The sequence below is a fragment of the Sphingomonas sp. SKA58 genome (genome assembly GCF_000153545.1).
GTDB classification, from domain to species: domain Bacteria; phylum Pseudomonadota; class Alphaproteobacteria; order Sphingomonadales; family Sphingomonadaceae; genus Sphingobium; species Sphingobium soli.
In genome coordinates, this window is record NZ_CH959306.1 from 1,208,555 (window position 1) to 1,234,524 (window position 25,970).

General features: G+C 63.2%; 25 protein-coding genes and 1 tRNA gene. 9 read left to right on the forward strand and 17 right to left on the reverse strand.

Features of this window, described 5'->3' with window-relative positions:
* Positions 1–98: 98 nt before the first annotated feature.
* Entirely contained in the window at positions 99–2,153 is a 2,055-nt protein-coding gene (locus SKA58_RS06400; protein WP_009821570.1) for a transglycosylase domain-containing protein, read from the reverse strand.
* Between the two features lie 108 nt (positions 2,154–2,261).
* Between SKA58_RS06400 and SKA58_RS06405 the strand changes: the two genes are divergently transcribed.
* Positions 2,262–2,459: a hypothetical protein gene (locus SKA58_RS06405; RefSeq protein WP_037542674.1), complete on the forward strand. Its 198-nt coding sequence runs from the start codon at positions 2,262–2,264 to the stop codon at positions 2,457–2,459.
* 26 nt (positions 2,460–2,485) lie between these two features.
* On the opposite strand, the gene SKA58_RS06410 is transcribed toward SKA58_RS06405, so the two are convergent.
* Complete coding sequence (locus tag SKA58_RS06410; RefSeq protein ID WP_009821572.1) at positions 2,486–3,796, reverse strand: MFS transporter; 1,311 nt, start codon at positions 3,794–3,796, stop codon at positions 2,486–2,488.
* 156 nt (positions 3,797–3,952) lie between these two features.
* Here SKA58_RS06410 and pgsA point away from each other — a divergent pair, with 156 nt between their 5' ends.
* Genes pgsA through SKA58_RS06425 form a run of 3 tightly spaced genes read left to right on the forward strand, consistent with a single transcriptional unit; the run spans position 3,953 to position 5,222 of the window.
* Entirely contained in the window at positions 3,953–4,516 is a 564-nt protein-coding gene (gene pgsA, locus SKA58_RS06415; RefSeq protein ID WP_037542676.1) for a CDP-diacylglycerol--glycerol-3-phosphate 3-phosphatidyltransferase, read from the forward strand.
* Positions 4,517–4,521: 5 nt separating this feature from the next.
* Positions 4,522–4,782 carry a molybdopterin converting factor subunit 1 gene (gene moaD, locus SKA58_RS06420; protein ID WP_037542678.1) on the forward strand — a complete coding sequence of 87 codons (261 nt, stop codon included), beginning with the start codon at positions 4,522–4,524 and terminating at the stop codon, positions 4,780–4,782.
* Entirely contained in the window at positions 4,779–5,222 is a 444-nt protein-coding gene (locus SKA58_RS06425; protein WP_009821575.1) for a molybdenum cofactor biosynthesis protein MoaE, read from the forward strand. Before moaD ends, SKA58_RS06425 begins: the two co-directional genes overlap by 4 nt.
* A gap of 153 nt (positions 5,223–5,375) precedes the next feature.
* On the opposite strand, the gene SKA58_RS20285 is transcribed toward SKA58_RS06425, so the two are convergent.
* The 3 genes from SKA58_RS20285 to SKA58_RS06440 all read right to left on the reverse strand — a co-directional run bounded on the left by SKA58_RS20285 (position 5,376) and on the right by SKA58_RS06440 (position 7,660).
* Positions 5,376–5,765 (reverse strand): hypothetical protein, encoded by a 390-nt coding sequence (locus SKA58_RS20285; protein ID WP_037542199.1) that lies wholly within the window; start codon positions 5,763–5,765, stop codon positions 5,376–5,378.
* Positions 5,766–5,917: 152 nt separating this feature from the next.
* On the reverse strand, positions 5,918–6,847 hold the full coding sequence (locus SKA58_RS06435) for a hydrogen peroxide-inducible genes activator (protein ID WP_009821577.1): 930 nt from the start codon (positions 6,845–6,847) through the stop codon (positions 5,918–5,920).
* Between the two features lie 39 nt (positions 6,848–6,886).
* On the reverse strand, positions 6,887–7,660 hold the full coding sequence (locus SKA58_RS06440; RefSeq protein ID WP_009821578.1) for a sulfite exporter TauE/SafE family protein: 774 nt from the start codon (positions 7,658–7,660) through the stop codon (positions 6,887–6,889).
* A 166-nt stretch (positions 7,661–7,826) separates the two neighbouring features.
* On the opposite strand from SKA58_RS06440, the gene epsC reads away from it, so the two are divergent.
* The 3 genes from epsC (at position 7,827) to uvrC (ending at position 10,864) form a co-directional block, all read left to right on the forward strand.
* On the forward strand, positions 7,827–8,540 hold the full coding sequence (gene epsC, locus SKA58_RS06445) for a serine O-acetyltransferase EpsC (RefSeq protein WP_009821579.1): 714 nt from the start codon (positions 7,827–7,829) through the stop codon (positions 8,538–8,540).
* Positions 8,540–8,878, forward strand: a complete 339-nt coding sequence (locus SKA58_RS06450) for a DUF2794 domain-containing protein (protein ID WP_009821580.1) — start codon at positions 8,540–8,542, stop codon at positions 8,876–8,878. Before epsC ends, SKA58_RS06450 begins: the two co-directional genes overlap by 1 nt.
* A 72-nt stretch (positions 8,879–8,950) precedes the next feature.
* Positions 8,951–10,864, forward strand: coding sequence for an excinuclease ABC subunit UvrC (uvrC, locus tag SKA58_RS06455; RefSeq protein WP_009821581.1), 1,914 nt, complete (start codon positions 8,951–8,953; stop codon positions 10,862–10,864).
* A gap of 164 nt (positions 10,865–11,028) precedes the next feature.
* On the opposite strand, the gene SKA58_RS06460 is transcribed toward uvrC, so the two are convergent.
* The 6 genes from SKA58_RS06460 to SKA58_RS06485 all read right to left on the reverse strand — a co-directional run bounded on the left by SKA58_RS06460 (position 11,029) and on the right by SKA58_RS06485 (position 16,861).
* A tRNA-Lys gene (locus SKA58_RS06460) sits at positions 11,029–11,104 on the reverse strand.
* A gap of 113 nt (positions 11,105–11,217) precedes the next feature.
* Entirely contained in the window at positions 11,218–12,330 is a 1,113-nt protein-coding gene (rodA, locus tag SKA58_RS06465; protein ID WP_009821582.1) for a rod shape-determining protein RodA, read from the reverse strand.
* Positions 12,327–14,366 (reverse strand): penicillin-binding protein 2, encoded by a 2,040-nt coding sequence (gene mrdA, locus SKA58_RS06470; RefSeq protein WP_037542680.1) that lies wholly within the window; start codon positions 14,364–14,366, stop codon positions 12,327–12,329. The genes rodA and mrdA overlap by 4 nt, the downstream gene beginning before the upstream one ends.
* Positions 14,363–14,890, reverse strand: a complete 528-nt coding sequence (gene mreD / locus SKA58_RS06475) for a rod shape-determining protein MreD (RefSeq protein WP_009821584.1) — start codon at positions 14,888–14,890, stop codon at positions 14,363–14,365. The genes mrdA and mreD overlap by 4 nt, the downstream gene beginning before the upstream one ends.
* Entirely contained in the window at positions 14,887–15,798 is a 912-nt protein-coding gene (gene mreC / locus SKA58_RS06480; RefSeq protein ID WP_009821585.1) for a rod shape-determining protein MreC, read from the reverse strand. Before mreC ends, mreD begins: the two co-directional genes overlap by 4 nt.
* A 16-nt stretch (positions 15,799–15,814) precedes the next feature.
* On the reverse strand, positions 15,815–16,861 hold the full coding sequence (locus SKA58_RS06485) for a rod shape-determining protein (RefSeq protein WP_009821586.1): 1,047 nt from the start codon (positions 16,859–16,861) through the stop codon (positions 15,815–15,817).
* A gap of 156 nt (positions 16,862–17,017) precedes the next feature.
* On the opposite strand from SKA58_RS06485, the gene mutL reads away from it, so the two are divergent.
* On the forward strand, positions 17,018–18,802 hold the full coding sequence (gene mutL, locus SKA58_RS06490) for a DNA mismatch repair endonuclease MutL (protein ID WP_009821587.1): 1,785 nt from the start codon (positions 17,018–17,020) through the stop codon (positions 18,800–18,802).
* Positions 18,803–18,810: 8 nt separating this feature from the next.
* On the opposite strand, the gene SKA58_RS06495 is transcribed toward mutL, so the two are convergent.
* From SKA58_RS06495 to ychF, 5 genes are all read right to left on the reverse strand, one after another.
* Entirely contained in the window at positions 18,811–19,278 is a 468-nt protein-coding gene (locus SKA58_RS06495) for a MaoC family dehydratase (protein ID WP_009821588.1), read from the reverse strand.
* Between the two features lie 53 nt (positions 19,279–19,331).
* A complete protein-coding gene (locus SKA58_RS06500; protein ID WP_009821589.1) occupies positions 19,332–20,885 on the reverse strand; it encodes an alkaline phosphatase D family protein in 1,554 nt (517 codons plus the stop codon).
* A gap of 10 nt (positions 20,886–20,895) precedes the next feature.
* Positions 20,896–22,161 (reverse strand): alkaline phosphatase family protein, encoded by a 1,266-nt coding sequence (locus SKA58_RS06505; protein ID WP_037542200.1) that lies wholly within the window; start codon positions 22,159–22,161, stop codon positions 20,896–20,898.
* Between the two features lie 103 nt (positions 22,162–22,264).
* Positions 22,265–22,759: a DNA-deoxyinosine glycosylase gene (locus SKA58_RS06510; RefSeq protein ID WP_009821591.1), complete on the reverse strand. Its 495-nt coding sequence runs from the start codon at positions 22,757–22,759 to the stop codon at positions 22,265–22,267.
* Positions 22,760–22,820: 61 nt separating this feature from the next.
* The gene (gene ychF / locus SKA58_RS06515) at positions 22,821–23,921 is read right to left on the reverse strand and encodes a redox-regulated ATPase YchF (RefSeq protein WP_009821592.1); all 1,101 of its coding nucleotides are present in this window, start codon (positions 23,919–23,921) and stop codon (positions 22,821–22,823) included.
* Between the two features lie 118 nt (positions 23,922–24,039).
* On the opposite strand from ychF, the gene SKA58_RS06520 reads away from it, so the two are divergent.
* Positions 24,040–24,495 carry a DUF983 domain-containing protein gene (locus SKA58_RS06520; RefSeq protein WP_050763015.1) on the forward strand — a complete coding sequence of 152 codons (456 nt, stop codon included), beginning with the start codon at positions 24,040–24,042 and terminating at the stop codon, positions 24,493–24,495.
* 10 nt (positions 24,496–24,505) lie between these two features.
* Here SKA58_RS06520 and SKA58_RS06525 read toward each other — a convergent pair whose 3' ends face one another.
* On the reverse strand, positions 24,506–25,921 hold the full coding sequence (locus SKA58_RS06525; protein ID WP_009821594.1) for a helix-turn-helix domain-containing protein: 1,416 nt from the start codon (positions 25,919–25,921) through the stop codon (positions 24,506–24,508).
* Positions 25,922–25,970 lie beyond the last annotated feature (49 nt).

Below are 25,970 nucleotides of genomic sequence, written 5' to 3' on the forward strand. Positions count from 1 at the left end.
TTGGAATCGCTTGAATGTGAAATCGGATGCGCCGTGGCGCGCCTGCCCGCCACCCCTCTATCGGCGATTAACCATGCAAAGCTTCACGAACCTGCGCTTCAGGGGCCGTCATCCTCGCCGGCAGGCTGCGTGCGCGCGATCGGTGGTGGGGGCGCATTGGCGGGCGGAACGGGCGCAGGCGGATCGGACGGGAGGCGCAGCTGATTCGGGCCTAGATTGACCGTCATGCCGTCTTCATCCACCCCCAGTTCCAGATTGCCTATGCCGGTTTCGACCGTGATGTTGGCGATCGCGTTGACCAGATCGGCGTCCTGCGTGTCTTCGGGCGCATCCTCGACCGGTTCGTTGATCGCGCCGCTCATGAAATTGCGCCAGATGCGCGCGGGCACGCCGCCGCCCGCCGCGCCGCCGGGCAGCGGGCTATTGTCGTCATTGCCGATCCATACCGCTGTCACCAGCCCGCCGGCATAGCCGACGAAAATGGCGTCGCGGCTGTCCTGCGTCGTGCCGGTCTTGCCGAAGGTGCTGGTGCGCAGCGCAGCGGCACTGCCCGTGCCGCGATTGGCGGCGGAGGAGAGCAAGTCGCGGATCATGGCCAGGTGATTTTCGCTGAACCGCCGCTGACGCTGCATCAGCCGCGCGAACCAGCCTTCGTTCTCGGGCGGGAGGCCGTGGGCCACGACCGGATAGCTGCCAGCCGCGACCGCTGCATAGGCTTCGGCCAGTTCGATGAGCGGAATTTCCGATGTGCCAAGCGCAAGACTGAGATCCTCGGTCAGCGGGGCGGTGACGCCCAGGTCGCGCGCCACCTTGATGACGGCATCAACGCCGACCTGCTGCGTCAGTCGCACCGCCGCGACATTGCTGGAGGCGGCGAACGCCTGACGCAGGGTGATGCGGCCGCGATATTTGCCGCCATGATTGGCGGGTCGATAGCTGCCGGAGGTGAAGGGCGTGTCGTCCACCATGTCGTCGGGCGTCATGCCGGCGCGAAAGGCGGCGAGGTAGACGAACAGCTTGAAGGTTGATCCGGGCTGGCGTTTTGCCTGCACCGCGCGGTTGAAGCTGCTCTTCGCATAATTTTTGCCACCCACCATGGCGACGACGCTGCCGTCCGGCTTCATCGCCACCAGCGCGGCTTGCGCCTTCCCGAGCGGCGCACGCCGCACGGCGGCTTCGGCAAGGCGCTGGATGCGCCAGTCGAGCGTGGTTTCGATTTGCTGTTCGCCATAGACCGCGCCCGCGCGATCGCGGGCGATGGGCAGCACCCAATCGGCAAAATAGGTGCCGCTGGTGGCGTCCGGATCCTCATGCACGTCGAGCCGCGCCGGGCGCAGCCGGTTGCGTTCTTCCTGGGTCAGATAGCCCGCATCGACCATCGCCTGCGTCACCAGCGCGGCGCGCGCGCGCGCGCCGGACAAATTCCCGGTGGGTGCAAGGCGGGACGGCGCCTTGAGCAGGCCGGCCAGCATCGCCGCCTGCGGCACGGTGAGGCGCGCGGGCACGCGATTAAAATAATGGCGAGCCGCCGCGCGCAGGCCATAGACATTGTCACCGAAATAGACGTTGGAGAGGTAGCGCTCCATGATCTGATCCTTGGTCAGCCAGACCTCCAGCCAGAGCGCGATCAGCGCCTCGCGCGCCTTGCGGCCAAGCGTCCGGTCGCTTGAAAGGAACACGCCCTTGGCCAGTTGCTGGGTGATGGTGCTGCCCCCCTGCGACGCACCATCGGACCAAAGGTTATGCCACATCGCCCGCGCAACGCCGCGCGGATCGATGCCCCAATGGGTGGGGAAGCGCCGGTCCTCGATAGCCATGAACGCTTGCGGCACATGAGGCGGCAATTCGGTCATCGTCACCGGCGTATCGATGACGGCCCCACGCCGTGCGATCAGATGACCGTCCGCCGACATCAGGCTGATGCTGGGCGGGACGATCGGCTTTAGCGAGCGGGACAGCGGTGCGGTGATAGCCAGCCAGGCGACTAGGATCATTAGCAGCGCGAGAAGGACCGCCAGCATCCAGCCGAAAATCTGCACCCTGCGCCGCCAAGGTGAGGGCGGCGCGAAGGCGCTTGGCGGACCAGCGCCAAATGTGCGCGACGGCAGCGGAGCCGGCTCGACGGGGCGTGTGTCGTTCATCGGTTCGCTCATGCTGTGTTATTCACATCATACAGTCAAGCCTGTCCCGTCACGGGACATCGGCAAATTGGCATTACGAAGGCATGGCACAAATGATAAATTATTCGTTAACAACGCATGATGCGAATCCGTCCTCTTGTCCTCACGACCGAATCGGCCCGCCACCCCTTCCGGCAGAGCCTGCCCGCCCATGTCCTGCGCGTGCGCGACGAGGGTACGCCCCAGGCACGCAAGCTGGCGGATGAAGACAAGGACTGGAAATTGTTCGCGCTGAGCTTCTGCGCTTTCTTCACGGCCTTCTACAGCTTCATTTTCTGAAGCCCGGCGCGGCGTCACTGGCCGCGTCAGTGACAAATCGGGCCGTCGCATGCCTTGTGCAGTTTCCACGCCATCGCTGCGCAGGGCAGTGACAGGACGGCCACCAGCAGCAATTGCATCACGACCGACACGCCCGCGACGCTGAGGCTGATGGCGCAGAGCGACCCGATCACCATCGCCCCGCTGTTGACGATATTGTTGGCGGCAACAGTGCGTGCCGCCTCGCATTTTTCGACCGTGGTGGTGAGGAAGGCGTAGAGCGGCACGACGAACATGCCGCCGAACGTCGCCACGCCCAGCAGGCAGAGCGACAGCGGCAAGGCCAGCGGGTGCGCCATGAATTCGGACAGCGAGAGCATCTGTCCGTTTGGCGCGGGCGCCCACAGGTCGCACACGACATGGAAAGCGACGATGCACAGGCCCATGCCGATCACCGACGCGGGCGCATATTTGGCGGATACATGACCCTGCAACAGTCGGTTGATCGCAACCGATCCGATGGCGATGCCGATGGAAAAAATGGCGAGGAACAGGCTGGCGACCGGCTTGTCTGCGGTCAGCACATTCTTGACCAGCGGGGGAAACTGGATGAACAGGATCGATCCGACCGCCCAGAACAGGCTGATCGCCATGATCGCAAGGAACAGGCGGCGGATATGCATGGTGCCGCGCACCAGCGCGATGGACGACCGGATGATGTGAAAGTCGATTGGCTGCGCGTCCAGCATAGATGGTGCCGGCGGCACCTTGCGCCCTGCGACATAACCCACCAGCGCGGTCGCGATGATGCAGACAGCGGCGATTTCGACCGGGATGAGGCCGGCCAGGATGGTGCCCGCCAGAATTGCGATATAGGTGCCGGCCTCCACCAGTCCGGTGCCGCCCAGCACTTCGTCCTCATGCAGATGCTGCGGCAGGATCGCATATTTGATCGGGCCGAAGAAGGTGGAATGGATGCCCATGGCGAACAGCGCCGCCAGCAAGAGCGGGATCGCCAGCGTATGGACGGTGATGCCGCTCCAGATTAGCGCCAGCCCGACCGCGCCCACCGTCATGATCGCGATTTCCGCCCCCTTCACCCAGCGGATGATGACCGCCTTGTCGCGCTGGTCGGCCAATTGTCCGGATAGCGCGGACAACAGGAAGAAGGGCAGGATGAACAGGCCCGTCGCCAGCGCGCTGAACCAGGTTTCGGACTTTTCGTCGTTATACACCTGGTACACGACGAACAGCACCATCGCGTTCTTGAACAGATTGTCGTTGAACGCGCCAAGCAATTGAGTGACGAAAAGCGGCAGGAAACGGCGCTTGTTCAGGAGCCTGAGCGAGGCTTGCATGTATGGGGGATCTTCTTTCCCGTGAGCGACCGGGGCGGGGTCTAGCGGTTGGCGGCGTCCATGTCCAATGGTTGCGGCATGCGGGCAGGGCGGCCGGCATGCGCGAGCGATTTTCGCCTGCTTGTGCGCAGCGCCGGACTGTGGCAGTCCGCGCCCATGCTGACGCTGCCCAACCTGCTGACGCTTTCGCGCATCCTGACCGTTCCGTTGCTCGTCGCGCTGCTGTGGCCAGCGGAAATGGGTGCGCGCTGGACGACCGGCTATACGCTCGCCTTCGCGCTATACTGCCTCATGGGCATTACCGATTATTTCGACGGCTATCTGGCGCGCGCGCAGGGCACGGTGTCGAAACTGGGCGTGTTTCTGGACCCGATCGCGGACAAGATCATGGTCGGCGCGGTGATTTTGATGCTGGCGGCGACGCGCGACATTGCGGGCCTGCACATCGTCGCCGCGATGATCATATTGCTGCGCGAAATCGCCGTGTCGGGCCTGCGCGAATTTCTCGCCGGATTGCAAGTGTCGGTGCCGGTGTCCAGGCTCGCCAAGTGGAAGACGACCTTCCAGCTGATTGCGCTCGGCGCGCTGATCCTGGCGGGGGCGGTGCCGCAATTTCCCTTCGTGCAGATGGTCGGGATCGCGACCCTGTGGGCCGCCGCGATCCTGACGCTGATCACCGGCTGGGATTATCTGCGCGTCGGCATCAGCCATATGGATTGATGGCCATGGCGACGCTCACCATCGTCTATTTCGCCTGGGTGCGCGAAGCCATTGGCCGCGACGAGGAGCAGGTGGAGCGGGCGCAGGCCGGCGCCACCGTCGCGGATTTGGTCGCGATGCTGGCGGCGCGCGGCGGCGGCTATGCGCAGGCGCTGGGCGATCCCGCCCGGCTGCGCGCGGCGATCGACCAGCGGTTTGCGCCGCTCGAAACCCCGATCGGCGACGCACGGGAGATTGCGCTGTTTCCGCCGGTGACGGGCGGATGAACCGGGTCGTGATCCAGGTGCAGGATTTCGACGTCGCGGGTGAACTGGCCGCGCTGGAGGCGCTGGGCGGCGGCGGGGTCGCCAGTTTCACCGGCGTGGTGCGCGGGGGCGATGGCCTGCTGGCGCTGGAACTGGAACATTATTCGGCCATGACGCAGGCGCAGGTGGCGCGAATCGCCGAGGATGCGATGGCGCGCTGGCCGCTGCTTGGGGTCAGCGTCATCCATCGGGTCGGCCGGCTGGAGCCGGGCGCGCGGATCGTCTTCGTCGGCACGGCCTCCCGCCATCGCACCGCTGCGCTGGAAAGCTGCGCCTTCCTCATCGACTGGCTGAAATCCCACGCGCCTTTCTGGAAGAAGGAGCATTTTGAAGGCGGCGCGACGGAATGGGTGGAAGCACGCGCGGAAGATGAGGCGAAGGCGAAGGAATGGGGCGGCTGAGGGCCGGGTCTGGCCAAAGGCGGAGTTAGAGGAACTCAGTCTCTCCTGGCAGGGGAGGATGCCCGAATATGACCATTTTTTGTCGTTCCGCCTGATAATCCTGCCCCTTGAAATATGCCATTCATTCAGGCCATCAAGTCCACAGAACGCGAACTACCTATTAAAAAGGCCTTTTACTCGACACCACCAAGAGATCGGGTCGATGGATTGCGAAGGCCTGCCGCCTAGGCGTGCGGTGGGTTGATCGGCAAATAGGATGTTAAGCATTCCCTTGGTTAAACCGTCAGGTATCGGTATGCTATCAGCGCCGGCCTCTTGCGGCTCATCATCGATAAAAACAGACACCGTAGGGCCGCTTGCCCACACAACGAGATTTTGCGGGGTCCATTCAATCTCAAGGTCGCCTGACGTTTTCAGGGTAATGACAGATCGGACAGGAACCTCGAATTCGTCACACCACGGCTCGAGCCAAACGAGAAACGCGTCCGGTCCTGGATTGGATAAACTCCATTCTTGGTCCGCATCCATCATCAACGTCAGCATCTCAGATGACGCGAATGTCCGCAACCGAGCGATTGTTACCGAAGGATTTTTTCAGCGCAGCGTCATCTATGGTTGGTTACCTCCTCCAAACCGGACCGTCGCAAATCCAACCTTCAGCTCCTAAATCTCACCTTCAAACAGTGCGCCGCCCCTCACGCAGCTTCAGGCAAGCGGCAGCTCTTCGCGGCGGCGTCGCGTAATATGTCCGCGAGCATGTGGAATTCCTTTTCGCGCGGGCTGTTGCGCCGCCATACCAGCGCGATGTCGCGGGCCGAGCGGTCCGATTTGAGTGGGCGCGCGGTGATGCGGGTATGATCCAATATGCCGCCGGCGATCGCCATTTCCGGGATCATGGTGACGCCTAGGCCATTATCGACCATCTGAATGAGCGTATGCAGCGACGTGCCCATCATCGTCGCGCTGGCGCGCAGGTCGGGGCGGTTGCAGGCGGCGAGCGCATGGTCCTTGAGGCAATGGCCGTCCTCCAGCAGCAGCAGCTTGCTCTCGTCGATCATGCCGGGCTTGATCCATTCGGGTGGATTGGTCGGATCATCCTGCGGGAAGGCGACATAGAGCCGGTCCTCGAACAGGATTTCGCTGTCCAGTTCGCCGGTGGGGAAGGGCAAGGCCAGCAGCACGCAGTCGACATTGCCGTGGCGCAGCGATTCGATCGCGGCCTGGCTGGTTTCTTCCCGCAGATAGAGTTTGAGTTCAGGCCGATCGGCACGCAGCCGGGGCAAAAGGCGTGGCAGCAGGAAGGGCGCGATAGTCGGGATGACGCTCATGCGCAACTCGCCGGTCAGCGGCTTGCCCGACGCTTCAGCGATGGCGGCCAGTTCCTCCGCCTCCCGCAGCACGCGATGCGCCTTTTCCACGATACGGTCGCCCAGCGCGGTGAACCGGACCACGCGGCGCGTCCGCTCGACCAGAGTGACGCCGATCAGCGATTCCAACTCACGGATGCCGGCGGACAGTGTGGATTGCGTCACGAAACAGGCTTCGGCCGCCTTGCCGAAATGCCCCTGTTCCTTCAGCGCCACCAGATATTGCAGCTGTTTAAGCGTCGGCAGGTAACTGGACATTTATCGCCTTCCTCGATCAGAAGGCCGAATATAAGCGGCCTACCCGATAAATCCAAGCCATTTGCCGATGCCGAACGCCGATGTGATGGTCAGGATCACGCCCACGGCCGAGAACAGGAAGCGCGGGGCGATCCGCCGCGCCAGCATCGCGCCGAACGGCGCGGCCACCACGCCGCCGATCAGCAGGCCCACGGTGTAGGTCGTGAATGTCTCCCACCCCAGATGGAACAGAAAGGTGAGGCTGATTGACAGCGTCAGGATGAATTCGACGCTGTTGACCGTGCCGATGGTGTGGCGCGGGCTGGACCCTTGCAGCAGCAGGTTGGACGTCACAATCGGCCCCCAGCCGCCACCGCCGGTCGCATCCATGAAGCCGCCGGCCAGCCCCAGCGGCGTCACCCATTTGGGATCGCGCGGCTTGGGCGGCAGATGGAAGCCGCGCCAGATAAGATAGAGGCCGATCGCCGCCAGATAGATCTGGACGAACGGCTTGATGACCGATCCGTCGATGTTCGAGAGCAGATAGGCGCCCGCCACACCGCCGACGACACCGGGGATGATCAGCCGCGCGAACAGCCGCCAGTCGACATTGCCGTGCAGGATATGGCTGATCGCAGATACGCCGGTGGTGAAGGTTTCGGCGGCATGGACACTTGCCGAAGCGCGGCTGGGCGGCACGCCCATGGCCAGCAACAAGGTGCTGGAAATGACCCCATAGGCCATGCCCAGGGCTCCGTCGATCATCTGGGCGCCGAAACCGATGAGGATGAAAGGCAGGATTTCGCCAGAATTGGCCAGCAATGCGTCAATCATCCGTCGTCCTTGGGTTTGATTGTCTACTACATTGATAGGCATATCTCCCAAATCAAAGCAAGCACCTCTTTTCGGCGGGAATGTCCGGCCATGGGGTTGGTCTGGAAAAAGCGCTGCGGGAGGCCTATGTTGGCCGTCATTGGGTTCAGGATTTCAGGGACGCGGGATGCTGCGCAATCTTATTAGCTATATCGATTCGGTGAAGGCGCGCGATCCCGCGCCTCGATCCCGCGCCGAAATACTGCTATATCCGGGCGTCTGGTCGCTTGCCTTTCACCGGGTGGCCCACCGGCTGTATCGCGCGCGGCTGTTCTTTCTGGCGCGCTTGGTCAATCACATCGCCCGTTTCCTGACAGGCAACGACATTCATCCCGGCGCGCGGATCGGCAAGCGCTTCTTCATCGACCATGGCTTTACCGTGATCGGCGAGACGGCGGAGATTGGCGACGATGTCACGCTCTATCAGAATGTCACGCTGGGCGGGACCGATCCGGCCAACGGCATTGCGGGTAAGCGGCATCCGACGCTGCAAGACGGCGTCATCGTCGGATCGGGCGCGCAGGTGCTCGGGCCAGTGCAGGTCGGCGCGCGGGCGCGGGTCGGTGCCAACGCCGTCGTGACCAAGAATGTGCCCGACGGCGCGACCATGGTGGGCATCCCGGCGCGGCAGATGCTGGTTGACGTTACCGCCTATCAGCGCGACTTCGTGCCCTATGGCACGCCCTGTTCCGACTGTTTCGACCCGGAAAAGCAGAAGCTGGAAATGCTCCAGTGCGAGGTCGAGCAATTGCAGAAACGGTTGGCGCAATTGATGGCCGAGCGGCAGACCCCGCAGTTGCCCGACGCCGATACGCTGTTCAAGGACCGTGACCGCGCCTGATGACCAATGTGACGCCGTTTCCCGCCGCGACTTCCGGCCAGGTCGGTTTTGAGCGGCCGGAACTGCAACGGATCATGGACCTGTATGGCCGGATGGTCGCGGCTGGCCATTGGCGCGACTATGCGATGGACATGGGGCGCGATGCCGCGATTTTCAGCGCCTTTCGCCGCTCCGCGGAACGCCCGGAATATCGTATCGAAAAGCGGCCGGCGCTGCGCAACCGCCAGGGCATGTGGGCGCTGGTGGGGGAAGGCGGCGCGATTCTGAAACGCGGGTCCGACCTGCATAATGTGCTGGCGCCCGTCGAACGCAAGTTGCTGCGGATCGTCGAGGACTGAGATAAGGCAGCAGGCCGGGCGATCGTCACGCCCGCCATTGCGAAACAGGACGGGAACGCTATCTGTCCCCTGATGTCCGGTCCCCAATCCCCCGATCGTTTCCACGAAGACAAGGCCACCTACACCGTCACCGGCAGCCAGCCGGATATCGACGCGGGGGTGGAGGCGATCCGCACCGTCCTCAAGACGCTGCCGATCCGGCCTGGCGTTTATCGCATGCACGACGCGCGCGGGGATGTGCTCTATGTCGGCAAGGCGCGCGCGCTGAAAAACCGTGTCGCCAACTATACGCAGGTCGATCGCCTGCCCAAGCGGCTGCAACGCATGGTCGCCCAGACCCGCAGCATGACCATCGTCACCACCAACAGCGAGGCCGAGGCGCTGTTGCTGGAGGCGCAGCTCATCAAGCGATATCGCCCGCCCTATAATGTCCTGCTGCGCGACGACAAAAGCTTCCCATTCATTCTGCTGCGCGACGATCATGCCTTTCCCCGCGTGCAGAAGCATCGTGGCGCGCGCAAATATCAGGGGCGCTATTATGGCCCCTTCGCCAGCGCCGGGTCGGTGACGCGCACGATCAACGCGTTGCAAAAGCTGTTCCTGCTGCGGTCCTGCACCGATAGTTTCTTCGCCAATCGCTCGCGCCCCTGCCTGCTCTATCAGATCAAGCGTTGTTCGGCCCCCTGCGTCGACCGGATCGACGAGGCGGGCTATGCCGAATTGGTACGCGATGCGCAGGATTTCCTGGGCGGCAAGTCTACGGCCGTCCAGAAGAAGCTGGGCGCGGCGATGCAGCAGGCGTCGGACGCTATGGATTTCGAACAGGCAGCGGTGATCCGGGATCGGCTGAAGGCGCTGACCTTCATCCAGGGCAGCCAGGCGATCAATGCGGAAGGGCTGGGCGACGCCGACATTTTCGCGCTGGCGGAAAAGGGCGGGGCGATGTGCATCCAGGCCTTTTTCATTCGCGGCGGCCAGAATTGGGGCCATCGCAGCTTCTTCCCTGTCCATACCGCCGATGTCGCGACGGAGGAGGTGCTCGAAAGCTTCATGGCGCAATTTTATGAGGAAGTGCCGCCGCCCCGCCTGATCCTGGCCGACCGGCAGCCTGCCGAATGCGAACTGATGGCGCTGGCGTTGTCGGAGCGCGCGGGCGGCAAGGTGCGCATCGAAGTGCCGCAGCGGGGTGAGCGCACCCGTCTTATCAAGCAGGCGCAACGCAATGCGGTGGAGGCGCTCGACAGGCGGCTGGCGGAAACCACCAGCCAGGGCCGCATTCTTGACGAGATGGTCGAAACCTTCGGGCTGGAGGGTGTGCCGGACCGCATCGAAATCTACGACAACAGCCATATTCAGGGCGCGCATGCGTTGGGCGCGATGGTCGTTGCCGGACCGGAGGGATTCCGCAAGAACGCCTATCGCAAGTTCAACATGAAGAATCCGGAGATCAGCAACGACGATTTTGCGATGATGCGCGAAATGTTCGAGCGGCGGTTCGGTCGCGCCGCGCGCGAGGATCCGGATCGCGACAGCGGCGAATGGCCCGACCTGGTGCTGATCGACGGCGGCAAGGGGCAGCTATCTGCTGCGCGCGGCATATTGGAGGATCTGGGGATCGAGGATGTGTGCATGATCGGCGTTGCCAAGGGGCCGCATCATGGCCGCGAAGGGCGCGAGGTGTTCCACCTGATGGACGGCCGTGAAATCACCTTTCCCCTGAACCACCCTGTGCTGTTCTACCTTCAGCGCCTGCGCGACGAAGCCCACCGCTTCGCCATCGGCGCCCACCGCGCCAAGCGCAGCAAGGCGATCACCGTCAGCTCGCTGGACGAGGTCCCCGGCATCGGTCCCGCGCGCAAGAAGGCCCTGTTGATGCACTTCGGCACCGCCCGCGCCGTCCGCGACGCCGCCCTGGAAGATTTGGCCAAGGCCCCCGGCGTGTCGAAGGCCGTGGCGCAGCAGGTTTATGATTTTTTCCATGGGTGACGTGTGACAACGCCGTCGGGCATGGGCTAATCGAATCCACATTCGCGCCCATCATCATGGCAAATGCAGACAGGGGGGCTCACTGCGCGCTATCAGATGCCGTTGTAAGGAGAAGCATCCGCAACCGCATCGGGCGAGATCGATAGCCAGTGAGATGAAAAGAATGGTGGACGCACTAGGGCTCGAACCTAGGACCCGCTGATTAAGAGTCAGCTGCTCTACCAACTGAGCTATGCGTCCATCCGGGGCGGCCGATCGGGCCAGCGTTCCGAAGTGGGCGGACTGCTAGCAGCGGCGGCTCGTTTTGCAAACCCCTATTTGCAGCTTGTCGCGATTTTTTGCCGAAGTCGCGATCAGGCCCAGTCGCCGGGCCGCCGCTGCCGTTTGCCCGACCGGTCAATGGCCATGATGATGCCGATGCACAGCATCACGGTCAGCATCGATGATCCGCCGTAGGACATGAAGGGGAGGGGAATGCCGACCACTGGCGCCAAGCCCATCACCATCATGAGATTGATCGCCACATAGAAGAAGATGGTGGTGGTAAGGCCGGCCGCCGCCATCCGCGCGAATTTGTCCTGTGTCCGCATGGAGACGCGCAGGCCCCAGCGGAACAGGAGCAAGAACGCGCCGATCATCAGCACGCCCCCCAACAATCCCCATTCTTCGGCCATGGTGGCGAACACGAAATCGGTATGGCCTTCGGGCAGATAATCGAGGTGACTTTGCGTGCCTTGCAGGAATCCCTTGCCCCAGATGCCGCCTGACCCGATCGCGATTTTCGACTGGCTGATATGATAACCTGCGCCCAGCGGATCGCTTTCGGGATCGAGGAAGATCAGCACCCGCTTTTGCTGATAATCGTGCAGAAAGCTGAAGGCGATAGGGATGGCCGCAGCGACGGTCAGGCCCGAACCGATGAACAGTCGCAGCGGCAGCCCGGCAAGAAACATGACGGTGACGCCGCCCGCCGCGATCATCGTTGCGGTGCCAAGGTCAGGCTGCACCAGCACCAGCGCCCAGGGCAAGCCGATCAGCACCAGTGCGGGCCAGATCGCGTTCCATCGTCGGATTTCGCCGACAGGCAGCAGCGCATAGAAACGCGCGACTGTCAGGACAATGACCGGCTTCATGAATTCGGACGGCTGTAGCTGCATGAACCCAAGGTTGATCCATCGCTGACTGCCGCCCCTGACGCCCCCGATCAGTTCGACCAGCACCAGAGCGACCAGAATCGCCCCATAGGCGGGAAAGGTGTAGCGAGCAAAGACCTCAACCGGGATGCGGCTGAGCACCAGCGCCATGACGGTGAAGATGCAGAAGCGAACCGCCTGATTGGCGGCCCAGGGGAAAATGCTGCCGCCCGCGGAACTATAGAGAACGAGAGTGCCGAAGCCGGCGATTGCCAGCAATAACGCCAGCACGCGCCAAGGAAACTGCGTCAAGGATTGCGGAATGATGCTCATGGGGCGTCGGCCGCGTCGCTGCCATTGTCGGGCGCGGGAGCAGAGGCATTGGCGGTATCGGACGCATTGGACGCGTTGGCGGCTTCGGGTGGCGGCACTTCGCCCTTGCGGATCGCTTCGGCCATGCGAAAGGCGGCCATCTGACGATTTTGCCGTTCGGCCGGTGTTCCGCCCCAGCCCTTTTCCAGAGTGACCAGCTTTTCCATCGCCCGCTCGGGATCGAAAAGATAGGACAGTGTATCGCTGGCGATCATGGGCGCGTCCTCATTGCGGATCAGGTGGCCGCCATGTTCGATGATGCATCCCACCGCATAGCGCGGCTTGTCGAAGGGCGCAAAACCCTGGAACAGGGCATGATCGCGCAGCTTGAACGCGAGCGAACTGTTGCCGCGAACGCCGCCGGCCCGTTCCGCCATGGTGATGCGCCGCACCTGCGCCGTGCCGGTCTTGCCCGCGATGAGGACATTCGGGATGTTCATGCGCGCCGCGCCCCCGGTTCCCCCGCCATTGACGACCGCGCTCATCGCATCGCGAATGATGACCAGATGCTCTTCGCTAGCGCCGACCAGCGCGGGGTCCGGGCGCGGCGCATCGTAAAGGAAATTGGGCATCAGTTGCCGACCGGTCGCCAGCCGCGCCGCCATCACCGCCATTTGCAGCGGGTTGATCAGCATGTAGCCCTGACCGATGGTGGCATTCACCGTGTCATAAACCTGCCATTTCTGATTATATTTCCGTTCCTTCCACGCGGGGTCTGGCACCGTGCCGTAACTCTGGCTGGGAAAAGGAAGGTCGAAGCGCTGCCCCATGCCGACGCGATGGGCCATGTTGGCAATGCGGTCCATCCCGATCCGCTGGGCCATCTGGTAGAAATAAATGTCGCAGCTCTGTGCGATCGCCCCGCGCATGTTGAGCGGGCCATGGCCGCGCCTTTTGTGACAGTGGAAAAGCGTGTTGCCGACCCGGATCGCCCCGCCGCAACTGATCGTCTCCTGCGGCCCCACGCCTGCTTCCAGCAGCGCCAGCGCCACCATCGGCTTGACGGTGGAGCCGGGCGGATAGAGGCCCTGCAAGGTCTTGTTGCGCAATGGAACATGATCGTCTTGCGAAAGCATATTCCATTCGAGGTGGCTGATGCCGTCGGAAAAGCTGTTGGGATCGAAACTGGGCATGGACGCCATGGCCAGCACGTCGCCATTCTGACAATCCAGCACGACGACGGCGCCGCTCTGCGTCGCCAGGCGGCGGCCGGCATATTCCTGAAGGCCAGCGTCAATGGTGAGCTTGATCGAGCGGCCCGGCGTGTCGGGTCGGGTGGTGAGTTCGCGCACGATCTTGCCGCGCGCGGTAACTTCGACCCGCTTTGCGCCGGGCTTGCCCGTCAGATGCCGGTCGAACGCTTTTTCCAGCCCGTCCTTGCCGACCTTGAAGCCGGGGGTGATGAGGAGCGGGTCCTTGCGCTCCTTATATTCTTCGGCCGTGGCGGCACCGACATAGCCCAGCAGATGACCGACCGTCGCTCCGGCTGGGTAATAGCGCGAAAAGCCCTGGCTGGGCGCGACACCGGGCAGGTCGGGCAGGCGCACACTGACGGCGGCGAACTGATCATAGGTCAGCTTGTCGGCGACCTGCACCGGGCGAAAGCCGGCCGACTTTTCCAGTTCGTCGCGGATGCGATCGACCTCATCCGATTCCAAGCTGAGGAGTTGCGCGAGATGGCGGATCGTGCCGTCTGCATCGACCATCCGCTGGGGGATGAGGTCTACGCGGAAATCCGTACGATTGTTCGCCAGCGGCTTGCCATGCCGGTCCAGGATCCAGCCCCGCCTGGGCGGGATGAGCGTCAGGTTGACGCGGTTGCTTTCGGAAAGCGCGGTATAATGCTCATTTTCCGCGACGCTGATCCAGGCCATCCGGCCGATCAGCATCGCGCCGATCGCGCCTTGCAGACCACCCACCACCATCGCGCGGCGGGTAAAGGTGAAGGTCTGGCTGGCTTCGGTAACGGATTTGCGCTTGGACTTGAGAAACGTCATGCCATGACGCGCCAGCGATCGATCCGTGCGCACTGCCGGACTATGAAGGGAAAAAGCAGCATCGACCAGAGCATCTGCGGCGCGACCAAAAGCAATTCTATGCGACCCCCGCCCGTGACCCGGGCGAAGAACCATCCACCAATGAGACAGAAGATAATGGCAAGACAGGCAATTAGCCAGTCCTGCCGGTAACTGCGCCAGACCAGCCGATGTTCGAACGCATCGACACCGATCAGCGTGATGGTCCACAGGAACATGGCCGATCCGATGGGCTGCCCGCTCATCAGATCGTCGAACAAGCCGAGCGGCAGCCCAATCCATGCCCGCCACAATTCGGGGCGGAGCAAACGCCAGGCGAGCAGCAGCAGCAGACCAAAGGGCGGCAGGACCGGCGACTGGGCGACGAACGGGAGCGCGGTAAGAGAGGAGCCCAGCATGACCACGATGACGGGCGTGCCGGCCAGGCGAAACCGGCCCGGATGGCGTCCCAGCCGGGGGACGTGGTGGAGATGCGGGTCGATCACGGCGCGCTCGCGTTGCCGGAAGGCGTTTCCTCGGCTGGTGTGACGGCCGGATCCTGCCGCGTGACGACCTCTTCGAAGGCGCGTTCGACGACGACCGCGTCGATGCGCGAGGGGTTGGCGAGCGGAAAGCCCCAGGCGATTTCGCCCTGAACCCGGACAACGACCGCGACAGGAATATTGGGTTGATAAATGCCGCCGATGCCGGACGTCACCAGCAGGTCGCCGGGCTTGAACGGGTTGCGACCGGCCGACAAAGCACGAATTTCCAGCGACCCGTCACCGCCCCCGGTAGAAATGGCGGGAACGCTGTCGTTGGCGCGGCGAACGGGAACGATGTTCCCCGTGTCGGTCAGCAGTAAAACTTCCGATGTGTTGGGCGTCGTGCTGTCGATCCTGCCAACCAGCCCTTCAGCCGCGCGCACGGGCATGCCGGGGCGGACCCCCTGCCAGCGCCCGGCATTGAGGCGGGCGAAGCGACGGGTGCTGCCCGAACTGGAACTGATGAGGCGGGCAGTCAGCAGATCGCTCTGATCCTCATCCACCAGCTTCAACAGTCGTTTGAGCCGCGCATTTTCCTGCGCGATGGCGCGCGCTTCGATGATGCGGTTGCGATCGGCTTCGACCTGGCGGCGCAGGGAGACATTTTGAGAGCCCGCGCGCCAATAGGCGGCGAGCACTTCATCAACCGAGCTGATGCCGCTTACCATATTCTTGAGCCCAACCGAGATGGGCCGCGTGACTTCTGCTGTCACCGTGCGCAGGCCGGCAAAGCCAGTCGGATCGAAAATCGCGATCACGACCAGCAGCAGGCCCGCGACCGCGCCGACAACCGCGACGACATAGCTTGCAAACAGGCTATATTGCGCCTTCCGGTTGATGCCGGGGCGGCGGCTGGGTGGCCGCGCCATGTGCGGTCCCCTTCAATCAGGCGGTCTGGAGCACGCCCCGGAAGATCGGATCCTCCATCGCACGGCCAGTGCCGATCGCAACGCAGGTCAGCGGATCTTCCGCGATGGTGACGGGCAGGCCCGTTTCGTCGCGCAGTTCATCGTCCAGCCCCTTGAGCAAGGCACCGCCGCCGGTCAGGACGATGCCCTGATCAACGATATCGGCCGCCAGTTCAGGCGCAGTGTTTTCCAAAGCGATCCGCACGCCTTCGACGATGGTGCTGATCGGTTCTGCGAGCGCGTCGGCAATCTGGCCCTGGTTGATCGAGATTTCCTTGGGCACGCCGTTGACGAGGTCGCGACCCTTGATGTGGATCGTTTCACCGACGCCGTCTTCGGGCGGCTGCGCGACGCCGAACTGCTTCTTGATCCGCTCCGCCGTGGCTTCGCCGATCAGCAGATTATGGTGACGGCGCACGAACGACACGATCGCTTCGTCCATCTTGTCGCCGCCGACGCGGACCGACGTGGTGTAGGCAAGGCCGCGGAGCGACAGAACGGCGACTTCGGTCGTGCCGCCGCCAATATCGACTACCATCGAACCGATCGGTTCGGTGACGGGCATGTCGGCGCCGATCGCGGCGGCCATCGGCTCTTCGATCAGGAAAACCTGGCTCGCGCCGGCGTTGCTGGCGGCGTCGCGGATCGCGCGACGTTCGACGCTGGTCGAACCCGATGGCACGCAGATCACGATTTCCGGCGCGCGCCAGGGGCTGTGCTTGCCGCCATGCACCTTGGTGATGAAATGCTTGATCATCTGTTCGGCGACGTCGATGTCGGCAATGACGCCGTCGCGCAGCGGACGGATGGCCTCGATCGAATCCGGGGTCTTGCCCATCATCAGCTTGGCGTCTTCGCCCACAGCCTTGACGCGTTTGACGCCGTTCAGCGTTTCGACCGCGACAACCGAGGGTTCGTTAAGCACGATGCCGCGGCCGCGCACATAGACGACCGTGTTCGCGGTGCCGAGGTCGATGGCCATATCCTGAGAGGAGAATTTCAAGAGACGCGAAAAGATCGACATGCCTTATCCTGTTTCGCCCGCCGTCCCCGCGAGGCAAAAGGGACCGGTCGGATTACGGTTCGCTCGGCCGCTTGCCCGTCGTCCTTGCCCCTTGCGGTGCAAAAAATTTGGGTTCGCGGCTCGCGGAGAGCGCTCGCTTGGGCTAGTCACTAATCAATGTCAATACGCCGTCTGCCTGAACATCTGGTCAATCGTATCGCTGCCGGTGAAGTGGTCGAAAGACCCGCTAGCGCGCTGAAGGAAATCGTCGAAAATGCGCTGGATGCGGGCGCGCATCGCATTGCGGTGCGATTGTCCAATGGCGGCTTGGACCGCATCGAAGTGATCGACGATGGCTGCGGCATGGATTCGGGTGAAATGGCGCTGGCCCTGGAGCGCCATGCGACATCGAAGCTGCCCGACGATGCGATCGAGAATGTAGCGACGCTGGGCTTCCGTGGCGAAGCGCTGCCCTCGATCGCCAGCGTAGCGCGGCTGTCGATCGATAGCCGCCCGCGCGGCGCGGATGGATGGAACCGCACGGTGGACAACGGCCAATTGGTGGCGGAAGGCCCGGCAGCACTGCCGCCCGGCACGCGCATCACCGTGGAGCAGCTTTTCGCCAAGGTGCCTGCGCGTCGCAAGTTCCTGCGGTCGCCCAAGGCCGAATATGCCGCCTGCCTCAACTGCATCCGGCGGCTCGCGATGGCGCATCCCGCCGTGGCCTTTTCCGTCGAGCATGACGGTCGGCGGGTGCTGGGCGTGCAGGAGGGCGAGGCGCGCGAGGAGAGGGTGGCGGCCCTGACCGATCGCCAACTGGCCGACAATCATGTCATCGTCAGCCTGGAGCGGGAGGGCATTCGTCTGTCCGGGGTCGCCTCATTGCCCACGTGCAATCGTGGCGTGGGCGATCATCAATATCTGTTCGTCAACGGCCGGCCGGTGAAGGACCGGCTGCTGATCGGCGCGCTGCGGGGGGCTTATGCCGACATGCTGGCGCGCGACCGGCATCCGGTTGTCGCCTTGTTTCTCGATGTGCCCGCGCACGAGGTGGACGTGAATGTGCATCCGGCCAAGACCGAAGTGCGCTTTCGCGATCCTGCGCTGATCCGGGGCATGATTGTGTCCGGCTTGCGGCGCGCTCTGGATGCGGAGGGGTTTCGTGCGGTGCAGCATGCGGATCCGGCCGGGCTTTCGGCCTGGCGCCCGGAACCGGTGTCTCCTACGCCGATCGGGGCGATGCCGATATTCGAGGCGGCCGGACAGCCTGTCAGCTACAACCCGTCGTTCCAGACTGTCGCCGATCGCCGCGCCTCCTTTCAGGCACCGCCGCCGCAGGCGCGCGCGGAACCGGCCGCCGCGCCCGCGCCCGAAGGCGCGAGTTTTCCCCTGGGGGTGGCGCGGGGGCAGGTGGCGCGGACCTATATCGTTGCCGAGGCGGAGGATGGGCTTGTCATTGTCGATCAACATGCCGCGCATGAACGGCTGACGCTGGAGCGGATGCGGCGGGCGATGGAGGGGCAGGGTGTGGCCTCGCAAGCGCTGCTGCTGCCCGAGGTGGTTGAACTGGACGAACCGGCCTGCGACCGGCTGGAGGCGCGCGCTGGCGAATTGCGCGAATTTGGGTTGGAACTGGAGCGCTTTGGCCCGTCAGCGATGCTGGTGCGTGCCGCGCCGGCGATGCTGGGCCAATCCGATGTGCAGGGGTTGGTCACGGATCTGGCCGATGATCTGGCGGCCTATGACAGCGCCCTGTCGCTGAAAGAACGGCTTGATCTGGTGGCCGCGACGATGGCGTGCCACGGATCGGTGCGCGCCGGCAGGGTGCTGAGCGTCGCCGAAATGAACGCCCTGCTGCGCGAGATGGAGGTCACGCCCCGGTCAGGTCAGTGCAATCACGGCCGCCCCACCTGGGTCAAGCTGGGCCATGGCGACATCGAAAAACTGTTCGGACGAAAATAGCAGCCGGTTCAGGTCGGGCGGGTGCGCCACATGGCGATGGGGATCATCGTCATCACCGGTTCGTCATGCTGGTTGAAGATCGTCACCTTGTTGCGGACGATGCCCATCTCCGGACGTGTGAGCGATGCCTTTTTGTCGATCACCTCTGTTATGCCGCGCAGCGTATCGCCCGGGCGGACAGGACGAAGCCAGCGTAGTTCATCGACGCCCATCGCGCCAAGGCTTGCCGCCTGGCGCGCGGGATTGGCCTGCATGTCAGCAACGAACATCTTCATGAACAGGGCGGTGGTGTGCCAGCCGCTGGCGGACAGGGTGCCGAAATGGGTTTGTGCCGCTGCCTCGTCGGACAGGTGAAAGGGCTGCGGGTCGAATTCCGACGCGAAGGCGATCACTTCCTCGCGGGAAATGGTAAGCGGGCCAAATTCGAAACTGTCGCCAATTTCCAGGTCTTCGAAATAATGCAGGTCCTGCGCCATCGTCCGTCTCCTTGTTGACAATGGCGTAAGACCAGTTTCCGTTTACGTCAATGTCAGGCGATTGTCAGCGAGGGTTGTCCGTGCGGCACCGTGATGCTGGCGCGGGTGGCGATGCTGCCGCCTGCTGAGGAAACCCGATCCATCACGCGGAATTGCGTGGTCCATGCATCGGGCGTCACATCACAGACAAGATAGCCGCGTTGGTCATTGATGAATTTGAGCTGCGAATTATCCCGCAGCAGCATGTCGCTGCCAGCGCGCAGGTCCGATCCGTCACCGCCCGAGGAAATGGACGTTGATACAAATTCCACCGCCACTGGCTTGTCGCCGCTTTCCAGCACACCGGCATAATTTTGATGCTCGTCCCCAGTCAGCACCACGACATTGTCGAGACCGCGCATTTTTGCGAGCAGCCGGTCGCGTGGCACGCGATAGGCCGCCCATGTGTCCATATTGTAGATGGGCTCCTTTTCATCGGCATAGCGCCGACGATCGAGCGACATCATCATCACTTGCTGCGCCAGGCAATTCCATTGCGTCTTGCCGCGGGTCAGGTTGCGCGTCAGCCAGCCTTCCTCCTCGGGCGAGAGAATCTGAGCCTTCGCGTCATCCATGGCTGCGCAATAGGGTTTGAAGCCGTCGCCGCAGGGCTGGTCGCTGCGGAAGGAGCGGGTGTCGAGAAAATCGACGGCAAGAAGGTCGCCAAAGCGCGCCTCCCGATACATGTCGGTGATGATGCCGTTGCGCGGCAGCATTGCAGCGCGGACAGGCATATATTCATACCAAGCCTGAAGCCCGGCCTGACGGCGCAAACGGAATATCTCTGCGGGCGACTGGTCGCGGCCGTCAATGTCACCGACCCAGTTATTCTGGATTTCATGATCATCGAAGGTCGGAAACCAGCTATGCTGGGCGCGCGCGGCCTGAAGATCATAATCACTCAGATACTGGGCGTAGCGCAGTCGATAGTCGGCCAGATCGAAACAATCCTGCCCGACATGGTGGCGTACCTGGTCGACGGGCAAGCCATCCTTGTCATAATCCGGCCCGCGCTGCTTATATTCATAGATGAAATCGCCATAATGATAGACGAAGGCGAGATCATCCTCCTTCGCCAAGTGACGGAAGGCGGTGAAATACCCATCCTCGTAATTCTGGCATCCAGCAACGCCGAATTTCAGGCGCGGGGGGCTAGCAGACGCTAGCGGCAACGTCCGCGCGCGGCCGCGCATCGACCGGTCGCTCCCCAGCGTGAAGCGATACCAATAGGGCCGGTCGGGCTGAAGCCCGGTGACTTCGACATGGACGCTGTGGCCCAGTTCCGGCCGCGCAGTCGCTTCGCCTTTTGCGACGATGGTCTTGAAGCGATCGTCGCTCGCCACTTCCCATGCGACCGGCAGCGCCACCATCGGCATGCCGCCATGCGCTTCGAACGGCTTGGGCGCCAATTTGGTCCAGATGACGAAGCCATCGGGGGCAGGGTCGCCGGACGTAACCCCCAGCGCGAAAGGATAGCCGGCAAACCAGCTTTGCGCCCGGACGATGGCGGGGGCGCCGATCAGCGGCGTGGCGGAGGCGGCGGTCAGAAGCTGGCGGCGGGTGAACATGATTGCTCCTTTATTGCGCAACGATGCCCGAAAGGGCGGCGGGATTGCCGTCGGAGGGTCGGGGCGTAACCCCGATCAGCCGCGCGAGCATTGGATAGACATCGACATTGGTGAAACCGGGAGCGGGCTTCGCGCCTTTCACGAAGGCGGGGCCGTTGGCGATAAACAGCGCCTGCATGTCAGGCGCCTGATCGTCCCAGCCATGGTTGCCGCCCGTCACGGCCTTTTTCGGCGCGGTAGCCTGCACTTCCCAGCCGGTCTGCCCGAGGCAGAAATAGGGCGGAATGCGGCGGTGCGTGCCATAATGGAAACGGGCGGGAATCTCGCTTTTGCGCCAGCATTGCATATGGGGATGGGGCTTCAATAACGCAGCCTCCAGCGCTTTTTCATGGCCGGGCAGCGCCGCCAGGGTCGCATAGGGGCCGCTTTCGACGACGCGATAATCCGCGGGATTGGCCACCCTGTCGAGCGCCACCACGCGATCGCTGGAATTGGCCGCCATGCCATGGTCCGCCACGATGACGAGGTTCGCTGGCTGGCCCATCGCCTTCAGTCCCTCGATCAGATCGCCGACGCGGGCGTCTACCTCTGTCAGCGCGCTCGTCGTTTCCGGCGCATCGGGGCCATAGATATGCCCGGCGGTATCCACGGTATCGAAGTAGAGTGTCACGAAATTGGGGCGGATAGCGACTGGACGGCGCAGCACGTCGAGCACCATGTTGACCCGCTGCCCGCCATTGATCGCCTGGTTGAACTGCGCCCAGTCGCTGGGGCGCGTGCCACCGGTGATGGTGTAGGGCCAGCCCTGCTCCTTCGTGCCGCCCCAGGGAACGTTGGAGCCGGGCCAGAACATGGTGGCGGTGCGCACTCCTGCCTTTTCCGCCGTTACCCAGATCGGCTCTGCCTCATTCCACCAATAGGGATCATCGCTCGCCATGGTGAATTTTTCGTCCGGGCGGCTCGCGTCCTCCATGCTGTTGGCGACGATGCCGTTTCGGTCGGGCCTGTCTCCCGTCACGATCGCCCAATGATTGGGGAAGGTCTTTGTCGGGAAAGAGGGGCGCATGGACGCCTGGACGCCATCAGCGGCGAGCGCGGCAAGATGCGGCGTGACTCCACGCGCAAGATAGTCGGAACGGAAGCCGTCGATCGACACCAATATGGTGACGGGTGCGCGCTGTTCCGCTGCCGCCACAGTAGCGCCAGGCTGCGCGGGAACCGTGGCGCATGCGCCGAGGCAAAAGAGGGCAGGGGCAAGGAGGGAAAGACGAAGCATGGCGACTCTATTTGATTATCGAGAATTGTGCGTCGCGCTTAGCAGCAAGGATATGACGGTAAAGTGACCGATTGTCCCAGCCCGGTCAGATCAGCAAATCCTATCAGACCAGATGATCGCGCAGGGCCATCCACCGCTCCCGCTTCGCTTCCCGTGAAAGACTGGCATAGGCGCCCGATGTAGAGGGGAGATCGAGGAGCGTAATGCCGGGGCGATCCGTCAATTGCCTGCGGCCGTGCAGGGCAGCGGTTTTGCCGTTGAAGGCGATGGCGCGAAGGTCGGGCAGATGCTCAACGAAATCGGCGAGGTTGCGCAGATCGGCCTGGCGAATCCGGCTGTCGAGACTGCCTTCGCGCTGCGCGCTTTCCATCACGTCCCACAGGCCCACATGATGGGCGCGCAGGCGCTTCAGGCGCATGGCATAGGGTTGCGCACGTAGATTTTCACCAACGACATCGCCGATCAGGTGCCAGAAGGCGTTGCCGCGATGGGCATAATATTCGCCCTGCCGGATCGACGCATCACCCGGCAAACTGCCAAGGACCAGCACGCGGGTCGCGGCATCGACGCTGGGCGGGAAGGCGAATTTCAGCGGCATCGTTTCGTTAAACGCATGTTCCGCTGAAACCGGGATATCCAACTTCGCGGCGGCGGATAGATCACACGTTGAAGCGGAACAGCATGATATCGCCGTCCTGGGTGACATAATCCTTGCCTTCGGAGCGCCACTTGCCCGCTTCCTTGGCGCCCGCCTCGCCCTTATATTGGACATAGTCGGCATAGGCCATGGTTTCGGCGCGGATGAAGCCTTTTTCGAAATCGGTGTGAATCGCGCCGGCAGCCTGGGGCGCCTTGCTGCCCTTGGCGACCGTCCAGGCGCGTGCTTCCTTGGGACCCACGGTGAAGAAGGTGATGAGGCCGAGCAGCTCGTAGCCGGCGCGGATGATGCGGGCGAGGCCGGCTTCGGTGAGACCGAGCGCTTCGAGATATTCGGCGCGTTCTTCGACCGGCATGGTCACGAGTTCGGCCTCGATCGCGGCCGACACGATCACCGCCTTGGCATTTTCAGCTGCTGCCTTTTCAAACACGCGGGCCGAATGGACGTTGCCGGTAGCCGCGCTTTCTTCCTCGACATTGCAGACATAGAGGACGGGCTTGGATGTCAGCAATTGCGCCTGCGCGAACAGACGTTCTTCCTCCGGGTCGCGCGGCACCGTCAGCCGCGCGGGCTTGCCGTCGCGCAGCAGTTCGAGCGCCTGGCCCAGCACCGAAGCTGCGGCTTTCGCTTCCTTGTCGCCCTGCGCCGCCTTCTTGGCGAGATTGGGCACGCGCTTTTCCAGGCTTTCAAGGTCGGCGAGCATCAGTTCGGTTTCGACCGTGTCGGCGTCGGCAATCGGATCGACCTTGCCCTCGACATGGGTAATGTCGTCATCTTCAAAACAGCGCAGGACGTGGACGATGGCATCGACTTCGCGGATATTGGCGAGGAACTGGTTGCCAAGGCCTTCGCCCTTGGACGCGCCGCGCACCAATCCCGCGATATCGACGAAGCTGAGCTGCGTCTCGATGATCTTGGCGCTGCCGCCGATCTTGGCGATGGTTTGAAGCCGATCGTCGGGCACCGCGACGCGGCCTTCATTGGGTTCGATGGTGCAAAAGGGATAGTTCGCCGCCTGCGCCGCCTGCGTTTCCGTGAGCGCATTGAACAGGGTGGACTTGCCCACATTGGGAAGACCGACGATACCGCAACGAAAACCCATTTGACTGCCTTATTAGATCGGGGTGATGGACGCGCCGATAGCGCCTTGCGCGGACAAAGGCCAGCCTTGGACAAATGGCGCCATCGACAGGAACGCTGGCGTAGGCGATAGAAAGATCATGGCACAGCAGGATATCGAACCGGACGAGGCGTTCTGGACCGACGCGCATGGCGGGCGCTGGAAGAAGCGACCGGCCTATGAGACCGGTGCGCTCGGCCGTTGCCCGCGCTGCGGAGAAGGACATATTTTTCGCGGTTTCCTGACGATCCGCGACCATTGCGAGGTGTGCGGGCTGGATTATAGCTTCGCCGACCCGGCAGATGGGCCGGCGGTCTTTGTCCAGCTGTTTGCCTGCGTCCCCGGCGTCATCTTCATCCTGATGCTGGAGATCATGGCGCGGCCGCCATGGTGGGTGCATCTGGCCGTCGGCCTGCCGGTGGTAATCCTGACAACCGTCCTGCCGCTGCGTCCGATCAAGGGATGGCTCGTCGCCGCGCAATTTACGACGCGCGCGCAGGAGGCAGGGACGGCCGACCTGTGGGCGAAGTTGCACAAGGATGGACGCGGCGGCTGAACCGGGCGCGTCAACCGATCCAGTAAGGCACGATCTGACGATTGTCTGGATCGACATGGATCGGCCGGTCGGCCGGCGGGAAGGCACGCTGGTCGCAGCTCTGGCGCGGGCACAGGCGGCAGGTGATGCCGATCGGGGTCGCAGCGCCTTCCTCCTGCAAATGCAGGCCGTCGGCGTAGACGAAATTCGCGGCATGCGTCACTTCGCATCCCAGCACCACGGCGTAGCGGCGCGGCGTCCGCTTGTAGCTGCCCGATGGCTTTACCAGGCCTTTTGCCATGGACACGTAGCGGACGCCGTCGGGCGTTTCGCCAAGCTGGACGTTGATCCGGTCGGGCACCGCTACGGCCTCATGGACGTTCCAGAGCGGACAGGCGCCGCCAAAGCGGGCGAATTGCAGCCGGGTGGCGCTATGCCGCTTGGTGATGTTGCCGGCCATGTCGACCCGGCAGAAGAAGAAAGGGATGCCGCGCAGCCCCGGCCGTTGTAGCGTCGACAAGCGGTGGCAGGCCTGTTCGAAACTGACGCCGAAGGTGCGGGCGAGCCGGTCGATATCATGCCGCATCGTCCGCGCGGCTTCCCGGAAAGCGGCATAGGGCATCAGCAGCGCGCCAGCGGCGTAATTGCCAAGGCCGATCGCCAGCAGCCGGTCAGCACCCGGCACGGGCAAAGCTGCCTTTTCCACGACATCGGCGATCACCGCCTGACCCTCCAGCATCATCAACTGATGCCCCAGCATGAACTTGCGGCTTTCGGTCGGCAGCGCGGCGTTGATGAACAGCCGGCGATCGGCGGCGCGATAGGCGCGCAGGGCGCTGTCGGGCGTTTCGGCGATCAATGTTTCGATGCCGTGGCGGCGGGCCAGCGCTTCGACCAGCATCCCTTCGTCCAGCACCTGGCCCGCCGAGAAGCTGTCGGCCATATCCTCCGCCAGGCAGTCGAGTACATGGACGTAATTGCCGGATTCGTGAAACCAGTCGCGCGCCGCTTCCCAGGGGAGGCGCGCCTGGATCTCATGATCGTTGGCGATCGCCTCCTCGATCATGTTGATCCGTTCATTGGCGCGCATATGGGCGTTATAAAGATCGACATAGCGAGCTGCGAATTCGGGAAATTGCAAGTGCAGCTTCTCGATGCGTTCGGGCTCCATCAGCGTGCCGGGCAGTTCTGGGTGGGCGAGCGCATAGGTGAAGGCGCCCAGCAATTGCTCCTCCTCCCGGCTGTCGAAGCTCGCCCAGTCCGTCGGGAAGGCGCTGGCGACCGCGGCCTTGACCTTTGCCGTCAGCGGCCGGTCGTCATTCTCAAGCTGACTGAGATAGGATACGGATATGCCCAGCGCCTGCGCCATCGTCGCCTGGTCCATGCGATGGTCCAGGCGAAGCTGGCGCAGGCGAGGACCTGCGAAGATACGGTTGCCGCGTGCCATCTGACTGCCTTAATTTGCGAAGTCGTGATTTGCAAATTGGCAAATTCGC

Excerpts from the sequence above, each read along its gene's own strand:
- SKA58_RS06425 (WP_009821575.1), top strand. The coding sequence starts at position 4,779 with ATGAACCGGGTCGTGATCCAGGTGCAGGATTTCGACGTCGCGGGTGAA.
- SKA58_RS06450 (WP_009821580.1), top strand. The coding sequence starts at position 8,540 with ATGACCAATGTGACGCCGTTTCCCGCCGCGACTTCCGGCCAGGTCGGT.
- SKA58_RS06500 (WP_009821589.1), bottom strand. The coding sequence starts at position 20,885 with ATGTTCACCCGCCGCCAGCTTCTGACCGCCGCCTCCGCCACGCCGCTG.
- SKA58_RS06435 (WP_009821577.1), bottom strand. The coding sequence starts at position 6,847 with ATGTCCAGTTACCTGCCGACGCTTAAACAGCTGCAATATCTGGTGGCG.
- SKA58_RS20285 (WP_037542199.1), bottom strand. The coding sequence starts at position 5,765 with ATGCTGACGTTGATGATGGATGCGGACCAAGAATGGAGTTTATCCAAT.
- rodA (WP_009821582.1), bottom strand. The coding sequence starts at position 12,330 with ATGAGCATCATTCCGCAATCCTTGACGCAGTTTCCTTGGCGCGTGCTG.
- SKA58_RS06440 (WP_009821578.1), bottom strand. The coding sequence starts at position 7,660 with ATGATTGACGCATTGCTGGCCAATTCTGGCGAAATCCTGCCTTTCATC.
- SKA58_RS06410 (WP_009821572.1), bottom strand. The coding sequence starts at position 3,796 with ATGCAAGCCTCGCTCAGGCTCCTGAACAAGCGCCGTTTCCTGCCGCTT.
- SKA58_RS06485 (WP_009821586.1), bottom strand. The coding sequence starts at position 16,861 with ATGTCGATCTTTTCGCGTCTCTTGAAATTCTCCTCTCAGGATATGGCC.
- SKA58_RS06400 (WP_009821570.1), bottom strand. The coding sequence starts at position 2,153 with ATGAGCGAACCGATGAACGACACACGCCCCGTCGAGCCGGCTCCGCTG.
- moaD (WP_037542678.1), top strand. The coding sequence starts at position 4,522 with ATGGCGACGCTCACCATCGTCTATTTCGCCTGGGTGCGCGAAGCCATT.
- uvrC (WP_009821581.1), top strand. The coding sequence starts at position 8,951 with ATGTCCGGTCCCCAATCCCCCGATCGTTTCCACGAAGACAAGGCCACC.
- epsC (WP_009821579.1), top strand. The coding sequence starts at position 7,827 with ATGCTGCGCAATCTTATTAGCTATATCGATTCGGTGAAGGCGCGCGAT.
- SKA58_RS06505 (WP_037542200.1), bottom strand. The coding sequence starts at position 22,161 with ATGCTTCGTCTTTCCCTCCTTGCCCCTGCCCTCTTTTGCCTCGGCGCA.
- mreC (WP_009821585.1), bottom strand. The coding sequence starts at position 15,798 with ATGGCGCGGCCACCCAGCCGCCGCCCCGGCATCAACCGGAAGGCGCAA.
- ychF (WP_009821592.1), bottom strand. The coding sequence starts at position 23,921 with ATGGGTTTTCGTTGCGGTATCGTCGGTCTTCCCAATGTGGGCAAGTCC.
- mrdA (WP_037542680.1), bottom strand. The coding sequence starts at position 14,366 with ATGACGTTTCTCAAGTCCAAGCGCAAATCCGTTACCGAAGCCAGCCAG.
- SKA58_RS06520 (WP_050763015.1), top strand. The coding sequence starts at position 24,040 with ATGGCACAGCAGGATATCGAACCGGACGAGGCGTTCTGGACCGACGCG.
- SKA58_RS06525 (WP_009821594.1), bottom strand. The coding sequence starts at position 25,921 with ATGGCACGCGGCAACCGTATCTTCGCAGGTCCTCGCCTGCGCCAGCTT.
- pgsA (WP_037542676.1), top strand. The coding sequence starts at position 3,953 with ATGCTGACGCTGCCCAACCTGCTGACGCTTTCGCGCATCCTGACCGTT.
- mutL (WP_009821587.1), top strand. The coding sequence starts at position 17,018 with ATGTCAATACGCCGTCTGCCTGAACATCTGGTCAATCGTATCGCTGCC.
- SKA58_RS06405 (WP_037542674.1), top strand. The coding sequence starts at position 2,262 with ATGCGAATCCGTCCTCTTGTCCTCACGACCGAATCGGCCCGCCACCCC.
- SKA58_RS06510 (WP_009821591.1), bottom strand. The coding sequence starts at position 22,759 with ATGCCGCTGAAATTCGCCTTCCCGCCCAGCGTCGATGCCGCGACCCGC.
- SKA58_RS06495 (WP_009821588.1), bottom strand. The coding sequence starts at position 19,278 with ATGGCGCAGGACCTGCATTATTTCGAAGACCTGGAAATTGGCGACAGT.